This window comes from Cryobacterium tagatosivorans, from assembly GCF_004402215.1.
Taxonomy (GTDB): Bacteria; Actinomycetota; Actinomycetes; order Actinomycetales; family Microbacteriaceae; genus Cryobacterium; species Cryobacterium tagatosivorans.
Genome location: NZ_SOEZ01000078.1, coordinates 1 through 20,565, shown reverse-complemented (window position 1 = coordinate 20,565; position 20,565 = coordinate 1). Strand labels below are relative to the sequence as shown.

17 protein-coding genes are annotated in these 20,565 nt (G+C 68.3%); 11 read left to right on the top strand and 6 right to left on the bottom strand.

Features of this window, described 5'->3' with window-relative positions; all coding sequences use genetic code 11:
- Positions 1-6 precede the first annotated feature (6 nt).
- The 5 genes from E3O23_RS16335 to E3O23_RS16315 form a co-directional block, all read right to left on the bottom strand.
- Positions 7-459 (bottom strand): DUF4383 domain-containing protein, encoded by a 453-nt coding sequence (locus tag E3O23_RS16335; RefSeq protein ID WP_134492872.1) that lies wholly within the window; start codon positions 457-459, stop codon positions 7-9.
- A gap of 126 nt (positions 460-585) precedes the next feature.
- Entirely contained in the window at positions 586-1,155 is a 570-nt protein-coding gene (locus E3O23_RS16330; protein WP_134492870.1) for a hypothetical protein, read from the bottom strand.
- Positions 1,156-1,221: 66 nt separating this feature from the next.
- Positions 1,222-2,469 (bottom strand): MFS transporter, encoded by a 1,248-nt coding sequence (locus tag E3O23_RS16325; protein ID WP_134492868.1) that lies wholly within the window; start codon positions 2,467-2,469, stop codon positions 1,222-1,224.
- A 112-nt stretch (positions 2,470-2,581) separates the two neighbouring features.
- Positions 2,582-3,814 (bottom strand): alkaline phosphatase PhoX, encoded by a 1,233-nt coding sequence (locus tag E3O23_RS16320; RefSeq protein ID WP_134492866.1) that lies wholly within the window; start codon positions 3,812-3,814, stop codon positions 2,582-2,584.
- Between the two features lie 84 nt (positions 3,815-3,898).
- Complete coding sequence (locus E3O23_RS16315) at positions 3,899-6,496, bottom strand: cation-translocating P-type ATPase (protein WP_134492864.1); 2,598 nt, start codon at positions 6,494-6,496, stop codon at positions 3,899-3,901.
- 287 nt (positions 6,497-6,783) lie between these two features.
- Between E3O23_RS16315 and E3O23_RS16310 the strand changes: the two genes are divergently transcribed.
- The 11 genes from E3O23_RS16310 (at position 6,784) to E3O23_RS16265 (ending at position 20,117) form a co-directional block, all read left to right on the top strand.
- Entirely contained in the window at positions 6,784-6,891 is a 108-nt protein-coding gene (locus tag E3O23_RS16310; protein WP_194088272.1) for a potassium-transporting ATPase subunit F, read from the top strand.
- Entirely contained in the window at positions 6,891-8,564 is a 1,674-nt protein-coding gene (gene kdpA, locus E3O23_RS16305) for a potassium-transporting ATPase subunit KdpA (protein WP_134492860.1), read from the top strand. The genes E3O23_RS16310 and kdpA overlap by 1 nt, the downstream gene beginning before the upstream one ends.
- A 5-nt stretch (positions 8,565-8,569) precedes the next feature.
- A complete protein-coding gene (gene kdpB / locus E3O23_RS16300; RefSeq protein WP_134492858.1) occupies positions 8,570-10,732 on the top strand; it encodes a potassium-transporting ATPase subunit KdpB in 2,163 nt (720 codons plus the stop codon).
- Positions 10,733-10,748: 16 nt separating this feature from the next.
- A complete protein-coding gene (kdpC, locus tag E3O23_RS16295; RefSeq protein ID WP_134492856.1) occupies positions 10,749-11,357 on the top strand; it encodes a potassium-transporting ATPase subunit KdpC in 609 nt (202 codons plus the stop codon).
- Positions 11,358-11,360: 3 nt separating this feature from the next.
- Positions 11,361-13,862 (top strand): DUF4118 domain-containing protein, encoded by a 2,502-nt coding sequence (locus E3O23_RS16290; RefSeq protein WP_134492854.1) that lies wholly within the window; start codon positions 11,361-11,363, stop codon positions 13,860-13,862.
- Positions 13,859-14,545: a response regulator gene (locus tag E3O23_RS16285; RefSeq protein ID WP_134492852.1), complete on the top strand. Its 687-nt coding sequence runs from the start codon at positions 13,859-13,861 to the stop codon at positions 14,543-14,545. Before E3O23_RS16290 ends, E3O23_RS16285 begins: the two co-directional genes overlap by 4 nt.
- Positions 14,546-14,654: 109 nt before the next feature.
- Positions 14,655-14,795: a hypothetical protein gene (locus tag E3O23_RS18230; RefSeq protein WP_166790557.1), complete on the top strand. Its 141-nt coding sequence runs from the start codon at positions 14,655-14,657 to the stop codon at positions 14,793-14,795.
- Positions 14,792-15,409, top strand: a complete 618-nt coding sequence (locus E3O23_RS16280) for an HNH endonuclease (protein ID WP_338145315.1) — start codon at positions 14,792-14,794, stop codon at positions 15,407-15,409. Before E3O23_RS18230 ends, E3O23_RS16280 begins: the two co-directional genes overlap by 4 nt.
- Before the next feature lie 88 nt (positions 15,410-15,497).
- A complete protein-coding gene (locus tag E3O23_RS16275) occupies positions 15,498-16,307 on the top strand; it encodes an SDR family NAD(P)-dependent oxidoreductase (RefSeq protein ID WP_134492850.1) in 810 nt (269 codons plus the stop codon).
- 343 nt (positions 16,308-16,650) lie between these two features.
- Complete coding sequence (locus E3O23_RS16270; protein WP_134492848.1) at positions 16,651-17,877, top strand: sugar ABC transporter substrate-binding protein; 1,227 nt, start codon at positions 16,651-16,653, stop codon at positions 17,875-17,877.
- A gap of 101 nt (positions 17,878-17,978) precedes the next feature.
- Complete coding sequence (locus E3O23_RS16265) at positions 17,979-20,117, top strand: ABC transporter permease subunit (RefSeq protein ID WP_134492846.1); 2,139 nt, start codon at positions 17,979-17,981, stop codon at positions 20,115-20,117.
- Positions 20,118-20,138: 21 nt separating this feature from the next.
- Here E3O23_RS16265 and E3O23_RS16260 read toward each other — a convergent pair.
- A partial coding sequence (locus tag E3O23_RS16260) for an aggregation-promoting factor C-terminal-like domain-containing protein (RefSeq protein ID WP_478213507.1) occupies positions 20,139-20,565 on the bottom strand: 427 nt, incomplete at its 5' end.

Sequence of the window (20,565 nt, the reverse complement as noted above, 5' to 3'; positions counted from 1 at the left end):
GCGGTCTCAGTCGGTGTCGCTCGTGGTGGTGCGCTGCTGCTGCCGGACCGTGGCCGGCGCCTCGTTCGACAGGTTCCTGTCGGCGGCCAGGGCGACCGCGATGAGCACGACGGCGCTGACGAGGTGCAGGTAGTGGTCGGCGGCGTTCAGTGCGAGGACGTTCAGCGTCGTGTCCTCGATGAAGAACCCGACGATGCCAAGCAGCAGGAACACCGCGCCCACGGCGCCGTTGGTGATCTTCGCCGCCATCACGCTGGCCAGCCCGGCCATGAGCAGGGCCACGCCGATGATCAGGTGGGCCACATTCAGCATCGGGTTGACCTCGAAGACCCCGATGAGCAATTCGCCTGACGTAGTCGTGAAGGCGACGGTACTTGTCACCGTAAAGCCCAGCAGACCGACCACGATATAGATCGCTCCGAAGATCATTCCGACGAGTCGGTTCGGGGAGTTTAACATGGGGTGCCTCCTATCAACCACGATGGATTTCGTGCATATTTTTGGGGAACACAACCAGCATTCTCTCGGTTGACGGGACCCGCAAGCCCCCCGACACGATCCCCCGGGGCCGGCATCCGGCCGTCGTCAGTACTCGTTGAGGGCCGTGCCGTTCGCGACGTCTCGAGCCGCCTTGAGCATGGCCAGGTTCACGAGTTTGAATACCTCGATGCGCTCGGCACGGCGCTCTTCGTAGTCGGGGTCGCGCGGGTCGATGGCCAGGCGGATGAGCCGGCTCGACACGGCGTCGCGGATCTCCGCGCTCGCGGCCTGTTGGGCGTCCTCGACGATGCGGGCCACCTGGGCGTCATCCTCGGCCAGGGCGTCGAGGGCCAGGGCGAGTTTCTTGTGCACGCGCCGCCGCAGCGCGAACTGGCTGATATCGCCTCGCTCGTCCTCGGTGAGCAGGTGAACCCGCCCTGACCGCCTGAGGACCTTCCCGAGCCCGTGCACGCGTTTGCCGTACTCGTCGTTCTGCCGTGCCAGCACACCCAGCTCGCGCTTCGCGGTGACGGCATACCTGGCCGGATCGTAGTCGCTGTGCTCCCGGAGCGCGCCCACGATGATGTCGTTCTTCACTGCCATGCGGACCGCGGAAATCGCGATCAGCAGGCCTTCATCGACGATTCGCTGGAGGGGAGGCAGGGCGGCGGTCATCGGCGGCGGTCATCTTCGTCTCATCGGTGGGTCTCACCCGATCCTACTGCGCCGAAATGGTCGGAATCAGGCGGCGGCGGGGGTCCGCGTGGTCGGGCGCCCGCGCCGGACCACCGTGAGCAGGAGCACGAGTGCGATCGCCTGCGCCGGCACGGTCACCAGGCTGAGCAGTGCCGCATCCGGATACAGTGCGCCCGCGAGCGCGGCGCCCGCGAAGGCGCCCGCGCCCTGGAAAACCGCCAACACCCCGTAGGCCGTTCCACGCCGAGGCGGCGCGACGAGGTCGGCCACGAGGGCCTTCACCGTCGAGTCCTGGATGCCGGTGGCCGCGCCCCACAGCACAATGCCGGCCAGCACTCCGGCCAGCGACGGCGACAGGGTGAGCGCAGGGACAGCCGCTGTGAGCAGCGGGACCGCGAGCAGCACGGCGCCCCCGACGTGGTCGTAGACCCAGCCGCTGCCGAGCGCGGCCACCGCGGCCACGAGCATACCGACCGCGAAGACCAGCGGGACCGCTGCCAGCTGGACCAGGCCCGCCTCGGCGAGGTGGAACGAGATCACACCGAAGCCGACCAGCCCGAACATGCTCAGACCGGTCGAGAGCGAGAACAGCAGGAAGGTCGGCGGCAGCCCACCCTGCCCGGCCTCTGCCCGGCCGTTCGACCCGGCGGAGGGCTGTTCCTCCCCCGGCCCCACCTCGGGTTCGTAGACGCTCGGATCCGGCACGCGGCTTCGCATCCAGAGCAATAGCCCCATGGCGACCAGCGCGGGAACCGCGAGGATGGCTAACGCGGGCCAGAGCGCGCCGGTCGCCGCGATGATGGCGGCCATGAGGAGAGGACCGCTGAAAGCGCCGACCTGGTCGAACAACTTGTGCACGGCGAACCCACGCCCGCGGCCCACCGCGCCGGCGGCGTAGGCCAGGAGCACCGTCTTCGCCGGGGTGCGCACCGCCTTGCCGGTGCGTTCGAACAGGATGAGCGCGGCGGCCACCGTGAGCCCCATTGCGCCCAGGAAGGGAGTGAACGCGAGCAGCGGCACGCTCAGCCCGGTGAGGGCGTATCCGCCGATCGTGAAGCCCCAGTAGCGACGGGTGCGATCGACCAGGGGCCCGGAGACCAGGCGCAGGATGAACCCGAGCGCATCGGCCGTGCCGGTCACCAGCCCCACCACGAGCGCTGTGGCGCCGAGCTCGCCCAGCAGAGGGCCGGCGATCGAGCGAGCGCCGTCAGCGACCAGGTCGACCGAGAGACTGACCGCGCCAAAACCGATCACGACCTGCCAGGCCGTCCACCGAGCGTGGGCTCGCGTCATCCGCAGCCTCCGTTCGCCCGGCGAATCGCACCGGCAGTCTAGTGCGACGGTTCCGGACGACAAGGGCGGCGGGCCGACGGCCCGCCGCCCCTGTCAGCGGATAGTGCTGGGACTAGTCGCGCGTGATCTTCCAGATACCGTCGGCCAGGTCCTTGTCGGGGTGCTGCACCGTCACGAACAGCTCCTTCGGGTTCTTCCCGAAGTAGATGCCGGTGGTCTCGGCGTGCTCATCCTTCAGCGAGGCGAAGAGTTCGACGCTGTCGGCCGAACCGTCCTTGTCCAGGTCCTTGCCGGCCCGGTAGACGTCGCTGAAATCGTTGTCCTCGACGATCCACAGCGCACCGTCGGGGCCGGCGGCCAGGTTGTCGGGGCTGTTGAGCCCGGTCACGCCGGCTGCCTTGTCCTCGACCGGGACGTTGACGCCGGACTGCACGAAGCTGCTCACGGTGAGCTTCTTCAGGTCGATCGCGACCACGCGGTCCTCGGACGTGTTCGCCACGTACAGGGTCTGGCCGATGACCTGCACGTCTTCCGGACGGCCGAACTCGGTTGCGTTCGCGGCGTTCGACGCGGCATCCCCGTCGGCGCGGACCAGGTTCTGGTCGAGCGCGACCCATTCGAACGCGCCCACCTTGTCGGCGAAGGTCGCCGAGTTCCACTTCTGGGCCGCATCCGTCAAGCCGGTGAGCTTGAGCGCGTACAGGCGGCCCTGCGAGAGGTCGCCGCGGGTGGTGGGCACGAACTTGTAGATCGACCCGCCGTTGAGTTCGTCGATGACGAAGACCGAGCCGTCGGGCGCGACGCCGATGCCCTCGTGACGCAGGGCACCGAGTTCGCCGCGCTCTTCGATTCGATCGACCGTGGTCGGGTCTTCCTTGTCGAGGAACACCTCGAAGACCCTGCCGCCCTCGGTCTCCTCGGTGACGAGCAGGCTGCCCCAGGGGGTCCAGACGATGCCGTCGAGGCGGTTCCAGTCCGCGCGCTGGGCGATGACCTTCGACTTGCCGGTCGTGAGGTCGGTCACCCCGACCGCGCCGTTGGCGCTCACCTCGTAGGTGTTGAAGAGGTAGCGGCCGGCCTCGGGGCCGGTCTCGTTCTGGGTGTTCATGTCGTGCAGGTCGTCCACGCCGGGGTAGACGTCGAGCCCGGTCTCGTCGCTGACGAGGCTCTGGCTGTAGCCCTCCGGCACCACGTAGGGCTCGGTCCAGTCGCTGCTGGCCTTGCCGTAGGCGGATCCGGCGATGGGGGTGAAATCGATGGGGCCGGTCGCGGCGAACGCGGCGGGGGCGGCGAATCCGATGACGGCGGCGGTCGCGAGGGCACTGATGGCAATCTTCTTGCGCAAGGCGCTACTCCTTTGAGAGGGGATGGATGCAACGCCCTCGAAGCTATTCGCGCAATCTTTCGCGCCGGGGTCGGTGAGGGGCCATCACGTGGCGCGGGCGTGAACACGAGGTGACCTGCGGCGAGCCTTGTACACCTCGAACCAGGCGACTCCCGCGAAGCCGGCGAAGATGGCCACCGCCCACTCCCCCGGCCCGATCGGGCCGAGGTTGAAGGCTTCCCGCAGTCCCGGCACGAGCAGCACCAGCAGGAGGAGGGTGCCGGCGCCCAGCACGATCCACTTCACCGCGCGGTTGCGGCGCTCGCGGAAGGTGCGCCAGACGGGAAGGGTCCACGAGCGGTTGACCAGGATGAGCGCCACGTTGCCGATGACCAGCGTGGCGAAGGTCACGGAGCGCACGACGTCGTCGGGCCGGCCCCCCAGGACCGCCCAGAGGTACACGGCCAGCACCATCAGCAGGGAGGAGACGCCCTGCAGGGCGGCGATCGTGAGCACGCGCCGGCCGAACATGGGTTCATCGAGGCCACGCGGCCTCTGCTCCATCACCGCCGGGTCAGCCTGCTCCGCCTCGAAGACCACGGAACAGGCGGGATCGATGATCAGTTCGAGGAAGGCGATCAGCACGGGAAGGAGTACCAGCGGCCATTCGACGACGAAGACGGGAACCAGCGACATCCCGATGATCGGCACGTGCACGGCGATGATGTACGACATCGCCTTGCGCAGGTTGTCGAAGATGCCCCGGCCCTGGCGGATGCCGGCGGCGATGGAGCCGAAGTCGTCGTCGGTGATCACCAGCGCCGCCGACTCGCGGGCAACATCCGTCCCGCGGGCGCCCATGGCGATCCCGACGTCGGCGGCGCGCAGCGCAGGTGCGTCGTTGACGCCGTCGCCGGTCATCCCGACGACCTCCCCGTTGGCCTTGAGCGCGCGGATCAGCCGGAGTTTCTGCTCTGGCACCATCCGGGCGAAAACGCTGACGGTGCGGATGCGCCGGGCCAGCTCGTCCTCGTCCAGCTCCCGGAGCTCCGGGCCGGTGATGCAGCCCTCCGCATGGTCCAGGCCGATCTCCCGCGCGATCGCCAACGCGGTGCCCGGGTAATCCCCGGTGATCATGACGGTGCGCACACCCGCCCTGGCGAGCTCGGCGACGGCATCCGGAACTCCCGGTCGAACCGGGTCGTGCAGGCCGGCGAGGCCCAGGTACTCGAACTCGAAGTCGTGCTGGACGTTCGGGAGCCCGCGCCCGCCGCTGAAGTGTGCGCGGGCCACGGCCAGCACTCGCTGGCCATTGGCGGTCGCACCCTCGACCTGGGAGACGAGGGCGGCCAGCCGCTCCGCGTCGAAGTGGCACAGGTCCGCGATCGCCTCCGGCGCGCCCTTCGCCGCGACGACGTAGTTCGTGCTTCCGGCGCCGGGGCCCGTGGCTTCGGCGGGCGACCGCCACACGTGGACGAGCGCGAGGAGCTCCTCCGACAGCGGGTACTCCCGCACCAGCTCCCAGCCCGCATGGCTGTGCTCCGTGTCGGCCAGGTACGTGCCGGCCAGCTGGTGGAAGGCGCGATCCATCGGGTCGAACGGGTCGATGGGCGAGGCGAGCTCCGCGAACTCCGCCAGCGCGTGGAACCGTTCGGGAAGCATCGACCCGTCGAGCACGTGGCCGGTCCCGTCCACGACGAGCTCACGGACGGTCATGGTGTTCATGGTGAGCGTGCCCGTCTTGTCGACGCAGATGACGGTCGCCGAGCCGAGGGTCTCGATCACGGCCGACCGGCGAGCGAGCACCCGCTTCCTCGACATGCGCCAGGCGCCGAGCGCCAGGAAGATCGTGAGCACGACCGGGAACTCCTCCGGGAGCATCGCCATCGCCGTCGCGATCCCGGCCAGGATGCCTTCGAGCCAGACGCCGCGGGTGAGGCCGTAGATGACGGCAACGGTCGCGGCGGCGAGGAGTCCAACCACGGCGATCACCCGCACGAGCCGGTCGATCTCCTTCTGCAGCGGGGTGCGCTCCGTCTCGATCGTCCGCAGGGCGGTCCCGATCCGGCCCAGCTCGGTATCGGCCCCGATGCCCTTGACCAACGCGATCGCACGGCCCTTCAGCACGAGCGTCCCGGAGAACACCCACGGGGTGCCGTCTCCGCCCGGCGGTCCCATCGCCTCGGCCGCCGGGTCGGCATCGACGGCCGACTTCCCCACGGGCACGGACTCGCCGGTGAGGGCGGATTCATCGACCGACAGGTTGACGCGCTCGATCAGCACCGCGTCGGCGGGCACCCGGTCACCTTCCACGAGCAGCACGACATCCCCGCGCACCACGTCGCGCCCGGCGATGCGGGTCTGCTCGCCATCGCGGATGACCAGCGCACGCGGCGAGGAGAGGTCGCGCAACGCGGCGAGCGCGTTCTCGGTCTTGCGCTCCTGGTAGATGGAGATGCCGATCACCACGACGACGAATGACATCAGGATGGCGCCGTCGAGCGGCTCGGCGAGGGCGAAGTTGATGGTGCCGGCAACGAGCAGCAGCAGGAGCATCGGCTGCCGGACAACCGACCAGGCCTGCTGCAGCAGGTTGCGCGGCGCGGCCGTCGGCAACTCGTTCGGGCCGTCGGCCGCCAGCCGCCGCCCGGCCTCGGCCGCGGAGAGCCCGGTCAGCCACGACTGCGGCGCCACCTCCGTCATTGCCGCCTCCCTCTCCCACCGGTCCCGCGACAGGACCCGGCGGTGCAGCCATTGTGCCGGGTACTGCGCCGCAGCGGGGAATACCGTTAGATTCCCCAACCTGCCCGTTAGGGAATCGTTAGAGCCGTATGCTGCCCGTTCCCGCAGGAGTGTAATCGTGCAGTACCCCTCGGTACACGCGCGCCGATCGGGTGACGCGTCGCCGGCCTTCGAATGGAGTTCTCCGTGCTGGACATTGTGTACGTGCTCGGCGTGATCGCCGTCTTCGCACTGATCGGATTCGTCGCGTGGGGGGCCCAGAAGCTGTGATCATCTTCGACCTCATTGCCGTGGCCCTGGCGATCGGGGCAATTGTGTACCTCGTGATCGCCCTGGTGAAGCCGGAGCGATTCTGATGGACGTGTGGCTGGCCGTCGCGCAAGTCGCCACCCTCGTGGTCATCCTCGCCGCGTTGCACCGTCCCCTGGGCGACTACATGGCGACGATCTACACCTCAGGCAAGGATCTGAAGATCGAACGGGGTTTCTATCGTCTGATCGGAGTGGATGCACGCTCTGACCAGACCTGGCAGTCGTACCTGCGCGGCGTCCTCGCGTTCTCCGCGGTCGGGGTGCTGTTCGTCTATCTCATCCAGCGCGCGCAGGCAGTTCTGCCCTACTCGCTCGGATTCCCCGGCATCCCGGAAGGCCTCTCCTTCAACACGGCCGTATCGTTCGTGACGAACACGAACTGGCAGTCGTACTCGCCCGACGTGACGATGGGCTACACGGTGCAACTCGCCGGCCTGGCCGTGCAGAACTTCGTCTCCGCCGCTGTCGGGATCGCAGTCGCGATCGCCCTCGTGCGAGCGTTCGCGCTCCGCCGATCGGGCACGATCGGCAACTTCTGGGTCGACCTCACCCGCGGCACTCTGCGGTTGCTGCTGCCGATTTCGGTTGTCGGAGCGGTCGTGCTGATTGCCGGCGGTGTGATCCAGAACTTCAATGGATTCACCGACCTGACCACGCTCGGCGGCGGGGCACAGTCCATCCCGGGCGGGCCGACCGCATCGCAGGAGGCGATCAAGCTCCTCGGCACCAACGGCGGCGGTTTCTTCAACGCGAACTCGGCGCATCCGTTCGAGAACCCGACGGCGTGGGCGAACCTGTTCGAGATTGTCCTGATGCTCGCGATCCCGTTCAGCCTGCCCCGCACGTTCGGCGCGATCGTCGGCGACAAGAAACAGGGCTACGCGATCCTCGCGACGATGGCTTCGATCTTCCTGGTGTCCCTGACCGCACTGACGATCCTCGAGCTGGTCGGAGCCGGCACGGCCCCTGCGGCGGCCGGCGGCGCGATGGAGGGCAAGGAAACGCGGTTCGGTATCGCCGGGTCGACGCTGTTCGCCACGACCAGCACCCTGACCTCCACCGGCGCCGTCAACTCGATGCACGACTCCTTCACGGCGCTCGGCGGAATGATGCCGATGCTGAACATGATGCTCGGCGAGGTCGCTCCCGGCGGTGTGGGTTCCGGGCTCTACGGGATGCTCATCCTCGCCGTGATCGCCGTGTTCGTCGCCGGGCTGCTGGTCGGCCGAACCCCGGAGTACCTGGGCAAGAAGATCGGGCCGCGCGAAATCAAGCTCGCCAGCCTGTACATCCTCGTGACGCCGACCCTCGTGCTCACCGGCACAGCCCTCAGCTTCGCGATCCCCGCCGTCCGGGCCGATGTCGAGGGAACCTCGATCTGGAACCCGGGGCTCCACGGCCTCTCCGAGGTGCTCTATGCGTTCACCTCCGCAGCGAACAACAACGGCTCCGCCTTCGCCGGGCTGACCGCGAACACGCCCTGGTTCAACACCGCGCTCGGCGTCGCGATGCTCCTCGGCCGATTCATCCCGATCGTGTTCGTGCTGGCCCTGGCTGGCTCTCTTGCCGCCCAGGACAAGGTCCCCGCCACCGCGGGCACCCTGCCCACCAACCGGTCACTGTTTGTGGGTCTGCTCGTCGGAGTCACGATCATCATCACCGCGCTGACCTATTTCCCCGTACTCGCGCTCGGACCCCTGGCGGAAGGGCTGCAGTAACCACCATGACTACTCTCACCGAGACATCCGCATCCTCGCAGCAACCACAGCGTGGGCATGGCCGTCCGCCCCAGAAGAGGGCGATCAGCCTCGCGCAGCTGGCGGTCGCCCTCCCCGGCGCGTTCCGCAAGCTCGACCCCCGGCAAATGTGGCGAAATCCCGTCATGTTCCTTGTGGAGGTCGGCGCCGCCCTGACGACGGTCCTGGCAATCGCCGAACCGTTCCTCGGCGGTCCGGCCGAGTCGGGAGGAGCCGGCGTGCCGGCGTCGTTCACATGGGGAATCACCGTCTGGCTCTGGCTCACCGTGGTGTTCGCCAACCTGGCCGAGTCGGTGGCCGAAGGACGCGGCAAGGCCCAGGCGGACAGCCTCCGCCAGACCCGCACCACGACGATGGCCAACCGCGTCGCCGAGTACGACCCGGACACGGATCCCGCGGCCGAGCGGGCACCGATCGTTGAAGTCTCGTCAGCCGACCTCGAACTTGGGAACGTCGTCATCGTCGTGGCGGGTGAGCTGATCCCGGGCGATGGCGACATCGTGTGGGGCATCGCCTCCGTCGACGAATCCGCGATCACGGGCGAATCCGCGCCGGTCGTTCGGGAGTCCGGCGGCGACCGCAGCGCCGTGACCGGCGGCACCCGGGTACTGTCGGACCGCATCGTCGTGCGCATCACGAGCAGGCCGGGGGAAACCTTTGTCGACCGGATGATCGCGCTGGTCGAGGGCGCGTCGCGCCAGAAGACTCCGAACGAGATCGCGTTGAACATCCTTCTCGCCTGCCTCTCCATCGTCTTCGTCGTCGTCACCCTGACGATCAACCCGATCGCCGGGTATTCGGAGGCGGCCGTGAGCGTGCCGGTTCTCGTTGCACTGTTGGTCTGCCTCATCCCGACCACGATCGGCGCGCTGCTCTCCGCCATTGGAATCGCGGGGATGGATCGGCTCGTGCAGCGCAACGTGCTCGCCATGTCCGGCCGCGCGGTCGAGGCCGCCGGCGACGTGACCACCCTGCTCCTGGACAAGACCGGAACGATCACCTACGGCAACCGGCGCGCCACCGAGTTCACTCCACTCGCCGGAGTCAGCCTCGAGGAGCTGACGCGCGTGGCCGCGCTCGCCTCGCTGAGCGACCCCACCCCGGAGGGCAAGTCCATCGTCGTCCTCGCCGAGGCGAACGGGTTCCGCAACCCGGGAGAACTCGCCGGCGACATTGTTCCGTTCAGCGCCCAGACCAGGATGAGCGGCATCGACCTGGTCGGCGGCTCGAACATCCGCAAGGGCGCGGGATCAACCCTCACCGCCTGGGTCGAGGAATTCGGGCACGTCACGGACGCCGTGCGGACCGAACTGGATGGCCACGTGGAGCGGATTTCGCGCGCGGGTGGAACGCCGCTGGTGGTCGCGATGAGTTCGGCCGGCGGCTCCCGAAACATCCTCGGCGTCATCTACCTCAAGGACGTCGTGAAGGAGGGCATCGCGGAGCGGTTCGCGGAGCTGCGGGCCATGGGCATCCGAACGATCATGATCACCGGCGACAACCCCCTCACCGCGAAGACCATCGCCGCGGAGGCGGGAGTCGACGACTTCCTCGCGGAGGCCACACCGGAGGACAAACTCGCGCTCATCCGCCGCGAGCAGGAGGGCGGGAACCTCGTCGCGATGACCGGCGACGGCACCAACGACGCCCCCGCCCTCGCGCAAGCGGATGTCGGCGTGGCCATGAACACCGGGACCTCCGCCGCCAAGGAGGCGGGAAACATGGTCGACCTGGATTCCGACCCGACCAAGCTCATCGACATCGTGCGGATCGGCAAACAGCTGCTGATCACCCGTGGCGCCCTTACGACGTTCTCGATCGCCAACGACGTCGCCAAGTACTTCGCGATCATCCCGGCCATGTTCACCGGGGTGTTCCCCGGCCTGGCCGTGCTCAACATTATGCAGCTGCACTCGCCGGCCTCGGCGATCATGTCCGCGATCATCTTCAACGCGATCATCATCGTCGTGCTGATACCGCTCGCGCTGCGCGGCGTGAAGTACCGCGCGGCCTCCGCATCCCGCATCCTCAGCCGCAACCTGCTGATCTACGGACTCGGCGGGGTCATTGCCCCCTTCATCGGCATCAAGCTGATTGACCTCTTGATCAGCCTCATCCCCGGCTTCTAGGAAACGGACAACAATCATGAGTTCAGCTCGCACGGCCACGCGCCACTACTGGGTCGCCCTACGCGCCATGCTTGTCTTCACCGCGGTCCTCGGCCTGGCCTACCCCCTCGTGATCACCGGAATCGGGCAGCTCGCCTTCCCCTGGCAGGCGAACGGCTCGCCCGTCACCTCGGGTGGCCGCACGGTCGGCTCCGCCCTGATCGGCCAGTCGTTCTCGGACGCCGAGGGCGAACCCCTGCCGGCGTGGTTCCAGCCTCGCCCTTCGGCCGCCGGCGACGGATACGACGCCGCCGCGTCGAGCGGAAGCAACTGGGGCCCGGAAAACCCCGACCTGATCACGGCAATCGCCGACCGGCGAGGCGCCATCGCCGCCTTCAACGGCGTATCGCCGGGCGACGTCCCGGTCGACGCGCTCACCGCATCCGCCTCCGGACTCGATCCCCAAATCAGCCCCGACTACGCCCGGCTCCAGGTTGGCCGCGTGGCGAAGGCGCGGAACCTCCCGGCGGCCGACGTGCGCCGTCTCGTCGAGTCTAAGATTGCGACGCGGGATCTCGGCTACCTCGGCGACCCGACGGTGAACGTGCTCGATCTCAATCGCGCCCTGGCGGAAATGGACGGCTAGCTCATGAAACGAGGCCGGCTGCGGGTGCTGCTCGGTGCGGCCCCCGGTGTCGGCAAAACCTATTCCATGCTCGAGGAAGGCCGCCGACTGCAGGGCGAAGGCAAGGATGTCGCCGTCGCGGTCGTCGAGACCCACGGCCGCGCGGCCACCGCCGGGTTGCTCGACGGGCTCGACGTGGTCCCCCGGGTCACAGTCCGGCACCGGGGCGTCGAGCTGACGGAGATGGACCTGCCGGCGGTGATCGCCCGCGCGCCGGAGATCGCCCTCGTCGACGAACTCGCCCACACCAATGCGCCTGGGTCGCTGCATGAGAAGCGCTGGCAGGACGTCCAGGCAATCCTCGACGCCGGCATCGACGTCATCTCGACCGTCAACATCCAGCACATCGAATCGCTCAACGACGTCGTGCAGACGATCACGGGCGTCCCGCAGCGGGAAACCCTCCCCGATGCCGTCCTCCGCGCAGCCGAACAGATCGAGGTGGTCGACCTCGCCCCCCAGGCCCTCCGGGACCGGCTCGCCGAGGGGCACGTGTACCCGGCGGCGCGCATCGACGCGGCCTTGTCGAACTACTTCCGGCTCGGCAACCTCACCGCGTTGCGCGAACTGGCCCTGCTCTGGCTCGCCGACGAAGTCGACAGCGCCCTCAAGGCGTACCGGGCCGAGCACGGCATCTCCAACAAGTGGGAGGCCAGGGAACGCGTCGTCGTCGCCTTGACTGGCGGCCCCGAGGGCGAGACGCTCATCAGGCGCGGCGCCAGGATCGCCGCGCGTTCGGCCGGCGGCGAACTGATCGCCGCGCACGTGATCAGCCAGGACGGCCTCAGCGCCCCTCACCCCGGCGCCCTGGCCAGCCAGCGCGCCCTGGTCGAAAAACTCGGCGGAAGCTACCACCAGGTCGTCGGCGAAGACATCCCGCGCGCGCTCGTCGAGTTCGCCCGGGCGGTCAACGCCACCCAGCTCGTCATCGGTGTCAGCCGACGTGGCAAGCTCGCGGCCGCGCTGTCCGGTCCGGGTATCGGTGCGACAGTGGTCCGTGAGTCCGGCGACATTGACGTGCACATTGTGACCCACTCCGCCGCGGGCGGAAGGCTGGCGCTCCCCCGGCTCGGCGGAGCACTGACCCCGAAACGTCAGCTGGCCGGGTTCGTGCTGGCGCTGCTCGGCGGCCCGCTCCTGACCTGGCTGCTCGTCACCCTCCGAAGCGCCGAGTCCATCACGAGCGAAGTCCTCAGCTATCAGCTCCTCGTCGTGCTCGTTGCCCTGGTCGGCGGTATCTGGCCGGCCCTGTTCGCCGCGCTGTTGTCTGGGCTCACCCTGGACTTTTTCTTCGTTGAACCTCTGTACACCGTGACCGTCGCGGAGCCCCTTCATCTGATCGCGCTGGTTCTCTACGTGCTCATCGCCGTGCTCGTCAGTTACGTGGTCGACCAGGCGGCCAGACGCTCCCGGGTTGCCCAGCGCGCGGCGGCTGAATCCGCGCTCCTGGCAACCGTCGCCGGCAGCGTCCTCCGTGGCGAGGACGCCCTGCAGGCGCTCGTCACCCGCACGAGAGAAGCGTTCCACCTCACCAGCGTCCGGCTCCGCGTCGGCACGGACGTGCTCTACTCCGATGGTGACCCGGTCGGAGACGAACGCGTCACCACGATGCCCGTCGGGACCCGCGGGGTGCTCGAGCTGCAGGGGCGGGACCTCGAAGCCTCCGAGCGGCGACTACTCACCGTCATCGTGACCCAAATCGACGCCGCGCTCGAACATAGCGCCCTCGAGCGCACCGCAGAGGAAATCGGCCCGCTCGCGGAGGCGGACCGGATGCGCAGCGCACTCCTGGCGGCCGTCGGCCACGACCTTCGCCGCCCGTTGTCCGCCGCGACCGCCGCGATCAGCGGGCTTCGCTCCACCGACGTGGATCTCTCCGCCCACGACCGCGAGGAACTCCTCGCCACAGCGGAGGAGAGCCTGCAGGTGCTCTCGTCCCTCGTCACCAATCTCCTCGACGTCAGCCGCGTGCAGGCGGGGGCGCTCGCGGTGTCCCTCGGCCCGGTCGACGTGCCCGACGTCATCCTGCCCGCACTCGACGAGCTGGGCCTTGGCCCGCAGAGCGTCGAACTCGACCTTCCCCCAGACCTCGCGCCCTTGCTCGCGGACGCCGGTCTCGTGCAACGCGTCATGGTCAACCTGCTGACCAACGCGACACGCTTCACGCCGGTCGGCACGCCCGTCCGGGTCTCGGCGAGCCAGTTCGCGGGTACCGTGCAGGTGCGCGTCGCCGACCGCGGGCCGGGCATCCCGGCCGACCGGCGCAACGACATCTTCGTCCCCTTCCAACGCCTCGGCGACACAGACAACCTCACCGGCCTCGGACTCGGACTCGCGCTCTCGAAGGGATTCGTCGAAGGCATGGGCGGCACGCTGGAGGCCGATGACACCCCGGGCGGCGGGCTCACCATGGTCGTCTCCCTCCCTGCAGCAACCCAGCGCCCCCAACCGGAGAAAACCGCATGAAGATCCTGATCGCCGACGATGACCCCCAGATCCTTCGCGCCCTCCGCATCACCCTCGGCGCCAGGGGCTACGAGATCGTCACGGCAGAGGACGGCGAGGCCGCCATCGAACACCACCCCGATCTCGTCATGCTCGACCTGGGCATGCCCCGTCTCGACGGACTGGCCGTGATCCAGGGCCTCCGCGGGTGGAGCCAGGTGCCAATCCTGGTCGTCTCGGGACGCACCGGGGCATCGGACAAGGTCGAAGCTCTCGACATTGGGGCAGACGACTACGTCACGAAACCCTTCTCCATCGACGAGCTGCTGGCCCGTATCCGCGCCTTGACCCGCCGGGTTCCCGCCGCCGACGACGAACCCGTGGTCGTTCTCGGAGGCGTGCGCGTCGACTTGTCCGCGAAGCACGTCGTCCGAACCATGTCGGGCGATGCGGCGACGATTCGCCTCACTCCGACCGAGTGGCGCATCCTGGAGACTCTGCTCAGGAATCCCGGCAAACTCGTCACCCGGCAAACACTCCTGACGGAGATCTGGGGGCCCCACCACACCAGTGACACCGGCTACCTCCGGCTCTACGTCGCGCAACTTCGGAAGAAGCTCGAAGCGGACCCCTCGAGCCCTCGATATCTCCTCACCGAGGCGGGAATGGGCTACCGCTTCCGGCCCGATGAGCCGAGGGGCTGACTTCGATCCTGGCTCGGCGCCACTCCTCCACATAGTGGATTTGACCGGGCTATTCACTGTTTTAGCAGCAGGCCTCATAGTGTCGGTGGGTGACCGTAATGTGACTGTCATGACAGCTTCGTTGATCGCCCAGCAGGAGGCCCGTGGTGTGCGTTTCGACGCCATCGCCGCCGCCGACCGGGAGATCGCGCAGGCGGCAGTGTCGACCGGGTACAGGCCGCGTACGACCGGGTCTCGAATGCGGCCCTGAGCCTCCAGCACACACAGCCCCAGGGCCCCGGCGAGCCCCGCACGCTCACTCAGCTGCGCACGGACGTCCTCACCGACCTCCTGATCGACGGCGTCACCCCCTCCGGCCTCGGCACGGGGATCCGCGCAACGGTCAACGTCACCGTCCCGGTGCTCACGCTGATGGGCCTGTCCGAAGAGGCCGGTCACCTCGAAGGCTACGGGCCGATCGATCCGGACACGGCCCGGCGGCTGGCCGCGGGAGCACCGAGCTTCACCCGGTTACTCGTCCATCCGGAGACGGGGGTGGTGCTCTCGGTCGGCCGCACGCGCTACAAGGTCCCGAAGGATCTCAAGCGCTGGCTTCGCATCCGAGACGAAACCTGCAGATTCCCCGGCTGCAACCAGCCCGCCGCCCACTCCGATCTCGACCATTCGCTCGACTGGCAGTTCCAGGGCATCACGGCCCACGACAACCTCGCCCACCTCTGCCCCGGATGCCACGCCCTCAAGAGCGAGACCGGCTGGAGCCTGAAACACCTGGGCGACGGACGTCTCGAATGGACCTCTCCCACCGGCCGCAGCTTCAACAGCGAACCGGCGACCGAGCTCCCGGCCGACCCGCCGACGTTCTGACGGCTGCCACCCGGAATCGAGGACGTCAGGCACTAGCCTGAAGACCAGCTGGACCCTCCCTCCCCTTCGCCTGTACGGAAGAGCACCCATGATCATCAGCAACAAGGTCTTCGTCGTCACCGGCGGCGGGAACGGCATCGGCCGCGACGTCGTCCTCGCCCTGGTCAGGAAGGGCGCACGCGTGGCGGCCGTCGACCTGAGCGAGGCCGGACTGGCCGAGACGATGTCCCTCGCCGGCGCGTTCGGCGATCACGTCTCCAGCCATGTCGTGAACATCGCCGACCGGGCGGCCGTCGAGGCGCTTCCGGACGCAGTCATGGAGGCGCACGGAGCGGTCGACGGTCTCGTCAACGTCGCCGGCATCATCCATCGATTCGCCCGCGTGAACGACCTCACGTTCGACGAGATCGACAAGGTGATGAACGTGAACTTCTATGGCGTGCTGAACATGACGAAGACCTTTCTGCCGCACTTGCTGAAGCGCCCGGAGGGGCACATTGCGACGGTGTCCAGCATGGGAGCATTCGTTCCGGTGCCCGGACAGACCGCGTACGGCGCCTCCAAGGCCGCCGTCAAGCTGCTGATGGAAGGCCTGAACTCCGAGCTCCTGGACACCAACGTGCGCGTCACCGTGGCATTCCCCGGGGCGGTCGGCACGAACATCGCCGTCAACTCAGGGGCGATGACCGTCGAGCAGAGCAAACAGCCGAGCACGATGAAGATCAAGATGACCCCCTCGCCGCTCGCCGCCGACCTGGTGGTCCGCGCGATCGAGAAGAAGTCGTATCACGCCTTCATCGGCTCGGACTCGAAGATGATGGACAAGCTCTCCCGGATCATGCCGGAGCGCGCCGCGAAGATCATCTACTCGCAGATGCGGTCACTCCTGTCGAACTGACCGGCTGACGCCACGGCGCCTGAGCCCCGGTCGCTGAGCCCCGGCCGCTGGGCCCCGGCCGCTGGGCCCCGGCCGATTCCGTCAGCGCGCCCTCCAGCCCGCGCGCAATCTCCTTGCGAACTCGTGACTTCGGGTCTAGACCGTAGGTCATAGGACAACGTTGACGAGCATGCCTGAAATGCCTGACATGTCCCTGAACGAGGTGTCCAGGAAGGGACCCCGTGATGCCGAATCACTGGTCGACACCAGCCAGTCGACGGGATTCTGACGCGTCCGCGCCGACGGAACCTGCATACAAGCGCCGTCCTCTCCGCCCCTGCAATCGCAACCAGAGGAAGGAAAGATGATGTTGAAACGCAACAAGACCACAGCACGGCGCGTCGGAACCACCTTCGTCGCGGCGCTGAGCATTGCGGCGCTGGCCGCGTGTACCACCCCGAGCACGTCGCCCTCGCCGAGCGCAACGGGCGGCGGCGGAAACGTTCCGGAACTGAACGCCGAGTCGTTCACACCCGACTTCTCCGCCATGGAAGAACTCAAGGACCTGGCCGCGGAGGGCAAGGGCCTGATCGGCGTGCTCCTGCCCGACACCACGACCTCGGCACGCTACGTGACATTCGACGCCCCCTACCTGAAGCAGGCCTTCGAGGCCGCGGGACTGGACTCCTCCCAGTTCAAGATCGACAACGCGCAGGGCAGCGCGGCCACCATGCAGACGCAGGCCGAGGCGGACATCACCGCCGGGGCATCGGTTCTGCTCGTTGACGCGCTCGACTCCGGTTCCGGCGCGGCCATCGAGGCCGCCGCCACGGCGCGCGGCGTCAAGGTGATCGACTACGACCGCCTGGTCAAGGGCGGCGCGGAGGACCGCATCTATGTCAGCTTCGACAACGTCAAGGTCGGCCAGCTGATCGGCGAGGGCGAGGTGAGCTGCATCGAAGATTGGAAGGTGGCGACCCCGAACATCCTGATCATGAACGGCGACCCGACCGACAACAACGCGAAACTGTTCGCCGAGGGGTACAACGGCGTGCTGAAGGAAAAATTCGACAGCGGGGACTACGTCAAGGCCGGTGAACCCGCCGGAACCTGGACGCCGTCGGTGGCCCAGACCACCTTCGCCCAGCAGTACACCGCCAACCCGAAGATCAACGCCGTCGTCACACCCAACGACGACAACGCCAACGCGGTGATCGCGTACCTGCAGAGCAAGAAGATCCCCGCCAAGACGTTCCCGACGACGGGGCAGGATGCGTCCCTGTCCGGCCTGCAGAACATCCTCAAGGGCTACCAGTGCGGCACGGTGTACAAGCCGATCTACCTGGAAGCCCAGGCCGCTGCCGCCGCGGCGATCTACCTGCGGGCAGGCAAGGATGTTCCCGAGGGCCTGGTGAACGGCACCACCGTGGACGATTCGGCCAAGACCGACGTCTCCTCGGTGCTGCTGACCCCGGTCTGGGTTACCGCGGAGAACATGGCCGACACGGTCGTCAAGGACGGCGCGGTGAAGGTCTCCGATCTCTGCATCGAACAGGTGAAGGATGCCTGCACGGAGGCGGGCATCAAGTAACATACCGGCCGACGACCCGGCCCGCCCCTGGTTCCGACCAGGGAACGGCCGGGCCGCCGGCCTGAACTGCCCCGTCGACGTTGCCCGCGAGAGGACCGATCGTGATTCCTGACCTGCAGTCGCAGCCGGCGGGCGCGGACCTGCCCGGCGACGGCGCGCTGCTTCGCCTCGTCGACATCGACAAGAACTTCGGACCGGTGCAGGCGCTCTTCGATGTCACGCTCGAGGTTCCGGCCGGGCTGGTGACGGCACTGGCCGGCGACAACGGCGCAGGCAAGTCGGTGCTGATCAAGTGCATCGCCGGCATCTACGCTCCCGACGACGGCTCGCTCTTCTGGGAGGGCAAGGCCGTGCGGTTGAGCTCGCCGCACGAGGCCGCCGAACTCGGCATCGAGACGGTGTACCAGGACCTGGCCCTGTGCGACAACCTCGACATCGTCCAGAACATGTTCCTCGGTCGAGAGCGCCTGCGGCACTTCCTGCTCGACGAGGAAAGCATGGAGATCGCCGCCCGCGAGACCCTCAGCAGCCTGGCCGTGACCAGCGTGCGGTCGATCAGGCAGCCCGTCGCGTCGCTGTCGGGCGGGCAGCGCCAGTCCGTGGCGATCGCGAAGTCGGTGCTGTGGAACTCGAAGCTCGTCATCATGGACGAGCCGACCGCGGCCCTCGGCGTCGCCCAGACCGAGGTCGTGCTCAAGCTGATTCGCCAGCTCGCCGACCGCGGGCTCGCCGTCATCGTCATCTCGCACAACATGAACGACGTCTTCCGGGTCGCCGATCGCATCGCCGTGCTCCGCCTCGGCCGGCTGGTCGAGGTGCAACCCGCGGCGCAACTCGACCGGCAGATCGTGGTCGACCTGATGACCACGGGCGTCTCGGACCGGGTGCGGCCGGAAGCCGCTCCGCGGGCGCTGCCCGAGCACTCGCTGCCGTCACCGACGCAGGCGGCACCGTCGGCCGACGGTCTCCCCCAGGAGGAGCCGACGACCGCGGCGGCGCGGGCCGCGGCCCAGAAGGCCACGCTCGTCCTGAATCCGGATATCGCCACGTCCCTGCCCGACTACTTCCGCGGGGCGATCGCGCGGGTTCGCGGCGGCGAGAGCGGCGTGCTGCCGGTGCTCGGCGGCCTGATGCTGATCTCCATCCTGTTCCAGTCGCTCAACCCGAATTTCCTCACCCCCGGCAACATGGTGAACCTGCTCATCCAGGGCTCCGTGTTCATGCTGCTGGCGATGGGCCAGGTCTTCGTGCTGCTGCTCGGCGAGATCGACCTGTCCATCGGTTATGTCGGCGGGGTGGGGGGCGTCATCATGGCCGAACTCGTTCAAGAGTCGACCGGTTGGCCGTGGTGGGCGGCGATCGCCATGGGGCTGTTCACCTGCGCGGGGATCGGGGTGCTGCACGGCACGATCATCACCCGGCTCGGGCTGCCGTCGTTCGTCGTGACGCTCGCCGGGCAGCTCGGCTGGCTCGGCGTGATGCTGATGATCCTCGGCAGCGGCGGCGTGGTGACCATCAACGACGACGTCATTAACAACATCGCCAGCGGCAACCTCAGCCCGATCACGAGCTGGATCGTGATGCTCGTCATCGCGGGCCTGTTCAGCGCCTGGACCTGGCTGCGCGACGCAAGACGGCGCAGGAGCGGGCTCGTCGCACCACCGGCCAGCGTGAGCGCCCTGAAGATCGCGGGGGCGCTCGCCGCCGGCGTGGCCATCGTGCTGCTCTGCAACACCAACCGCGGCACCCTGGTCGAAATCCGCGGCGTCCCGTGGGTGCTACTCGTGGTGCTCGGGGTCCTCGCCGCCTGGACGCTCCTTCTCGGCCGCACCCGGTTCGGCCGCTACGTCTACGCCATCGGCGGCAACTCCGAGGCAGCCCGGCGCGGCGGCGTGAACCTGGCAAGGATCCGCACGCTCGCCTTCATGCTCGCGTCGTTCACCGCCGGTATTGCCGGCATCGTCTACGCATCCCGGCTCCGCTCCGTGTCCACCTCGTACGACGGCGGCACGCTGGTGCTCTACGCGGTGGCGGCGGCCGTCATCGGCGGCACCAGCCTCTTCGGCGGTCGAGGCAAGGTGCTGCACGGCGTGCTCGGTGGACTGGTGATCGCGGCGATCGACAACGGCATGGGCCTGCAGGGTTACAGCGCGCCGGCCAAGTACGTGGTCACCGCGCTGGTGCTCGTCGCAGCGGTGACCATCGACGCGGTCGCCCGACGAGGCCGGACCCGAACCTAGCGGCCGGCCCCGACCAAGCGGCTAGTACCAGCCCACCGATTCGGAGTGGTCCCAGGCTGCGCAGGGCGTGCCGTAGCGGTCAGCGATGTAGCCGAGTCCCCAGGTGATCTGGGTGGCGGCGCTGGTCTGCCAGTCGGCGCCGGCCGTGGCCATCTTGCTGCCGGGCAGCGCCTGCGGGATGCCCGTGGCTCCGCTCGAGGAGTTGTAGGCATTGACGTCCCAGCCCGATTCCCGGTCCCACAGGGGGACGAGGCAGCCGAACTGGTCGGCGCCCCAACCGTACTTGGCCGCCATCAGGTCCCGGGCGATGGCCTGCGCGCCGCTGGGGTTGGTCGGAGCGGACGGGCGGGAGGAGGCAGCGGGCGCGGCGGATTGCGTCGCGGCGGCCTTCGCCGCGGCCGCCTTCGCCGCGGCCGCCTTCGCTGCGGCCGCTGCGGCCGCTGCGGCG

Coding starts and splice junctions, on each gene's coding strand:
- E3O23_RS16315 (WP_134492864.1), bottom strand. CDS start 6,496: ATGACGGAGGTGGCGCCGCAGTCGTGGCTGACCGGGCTCTCCGCGGCC.
- E3O23_RS18230 (WP_166790557.1), top strand. CDS start 14,655: ATGACAGCTTCGTTGATCGCCCAGCAGGAGGCCCGTGGTGTGCGTTTC.
- kdpA (WP_134492860.1), top strand. CDS start 6,891: ATGGACGTGTGGCTGGCCGTCGCGCAAGTCGCCACCCTCGTGGTCATC.
- E3O23_RS16330 (WP_134492870.1), bottom strand. CDS start 1,155: ATGACCGCCGCCCTGCCTCCCCTCCAGCGAATCGTCGATGAAGGCCTG.
- E3O23_RS16325 (WP_134492868.1), bottom strand. CDS start 2,469: ATGACGCGAGCCCACGCTCGGTGGACGGCCTGGCAGGTCGTGATCGGT.
- E3O23_RS16290 (WP_134492854.1), top strand. CDS start 11,361: ATGAAACGAGGCCGGCTGCGGGTGCTGCTCGGTGCGGCCCCCGGTGTC.
- E3O23_RS16285 (WP_134492852.1), top strand. CDS start 13,859: ATGAAGATCCTGATCGCCGACGATGACCCCCAGATCCTTCGCGCCCTC.
- E3O23_RS16270 (WP_134492848.1), top strand. CDS start 16,651: ATGATGTTGAAACGCAACAAGACCACAGCACGGCGCGTCGGAACCACC.
- E3O23_RS16275 (WP_134492850.1), top strand. CDS start 15,498: ATGATCATCAGCAACAAGGTCTTCGTCGTCACCGGCGGCGGGAACGGC.
- kdpB (WP_134492858.1), top strand. CDS start 8,570: ATGACTACTCTCACCGAGACATCCGCATCCTCGCAGCAACCACAGCGT.
- kdpC (WP_134492856.1), top strand. CDS start 10,749: ATGAGTTCAGCTCGCACGGCCACGCGCCACTACTGGGTCGCCCTACGC.
- E3O23_RS16335 (WP_134492872.1), bottom strand. CDS start 459: ATGTTAAACTCCCCGAACCGACTCGTCGGAATGATCTTCGGAGCGATC.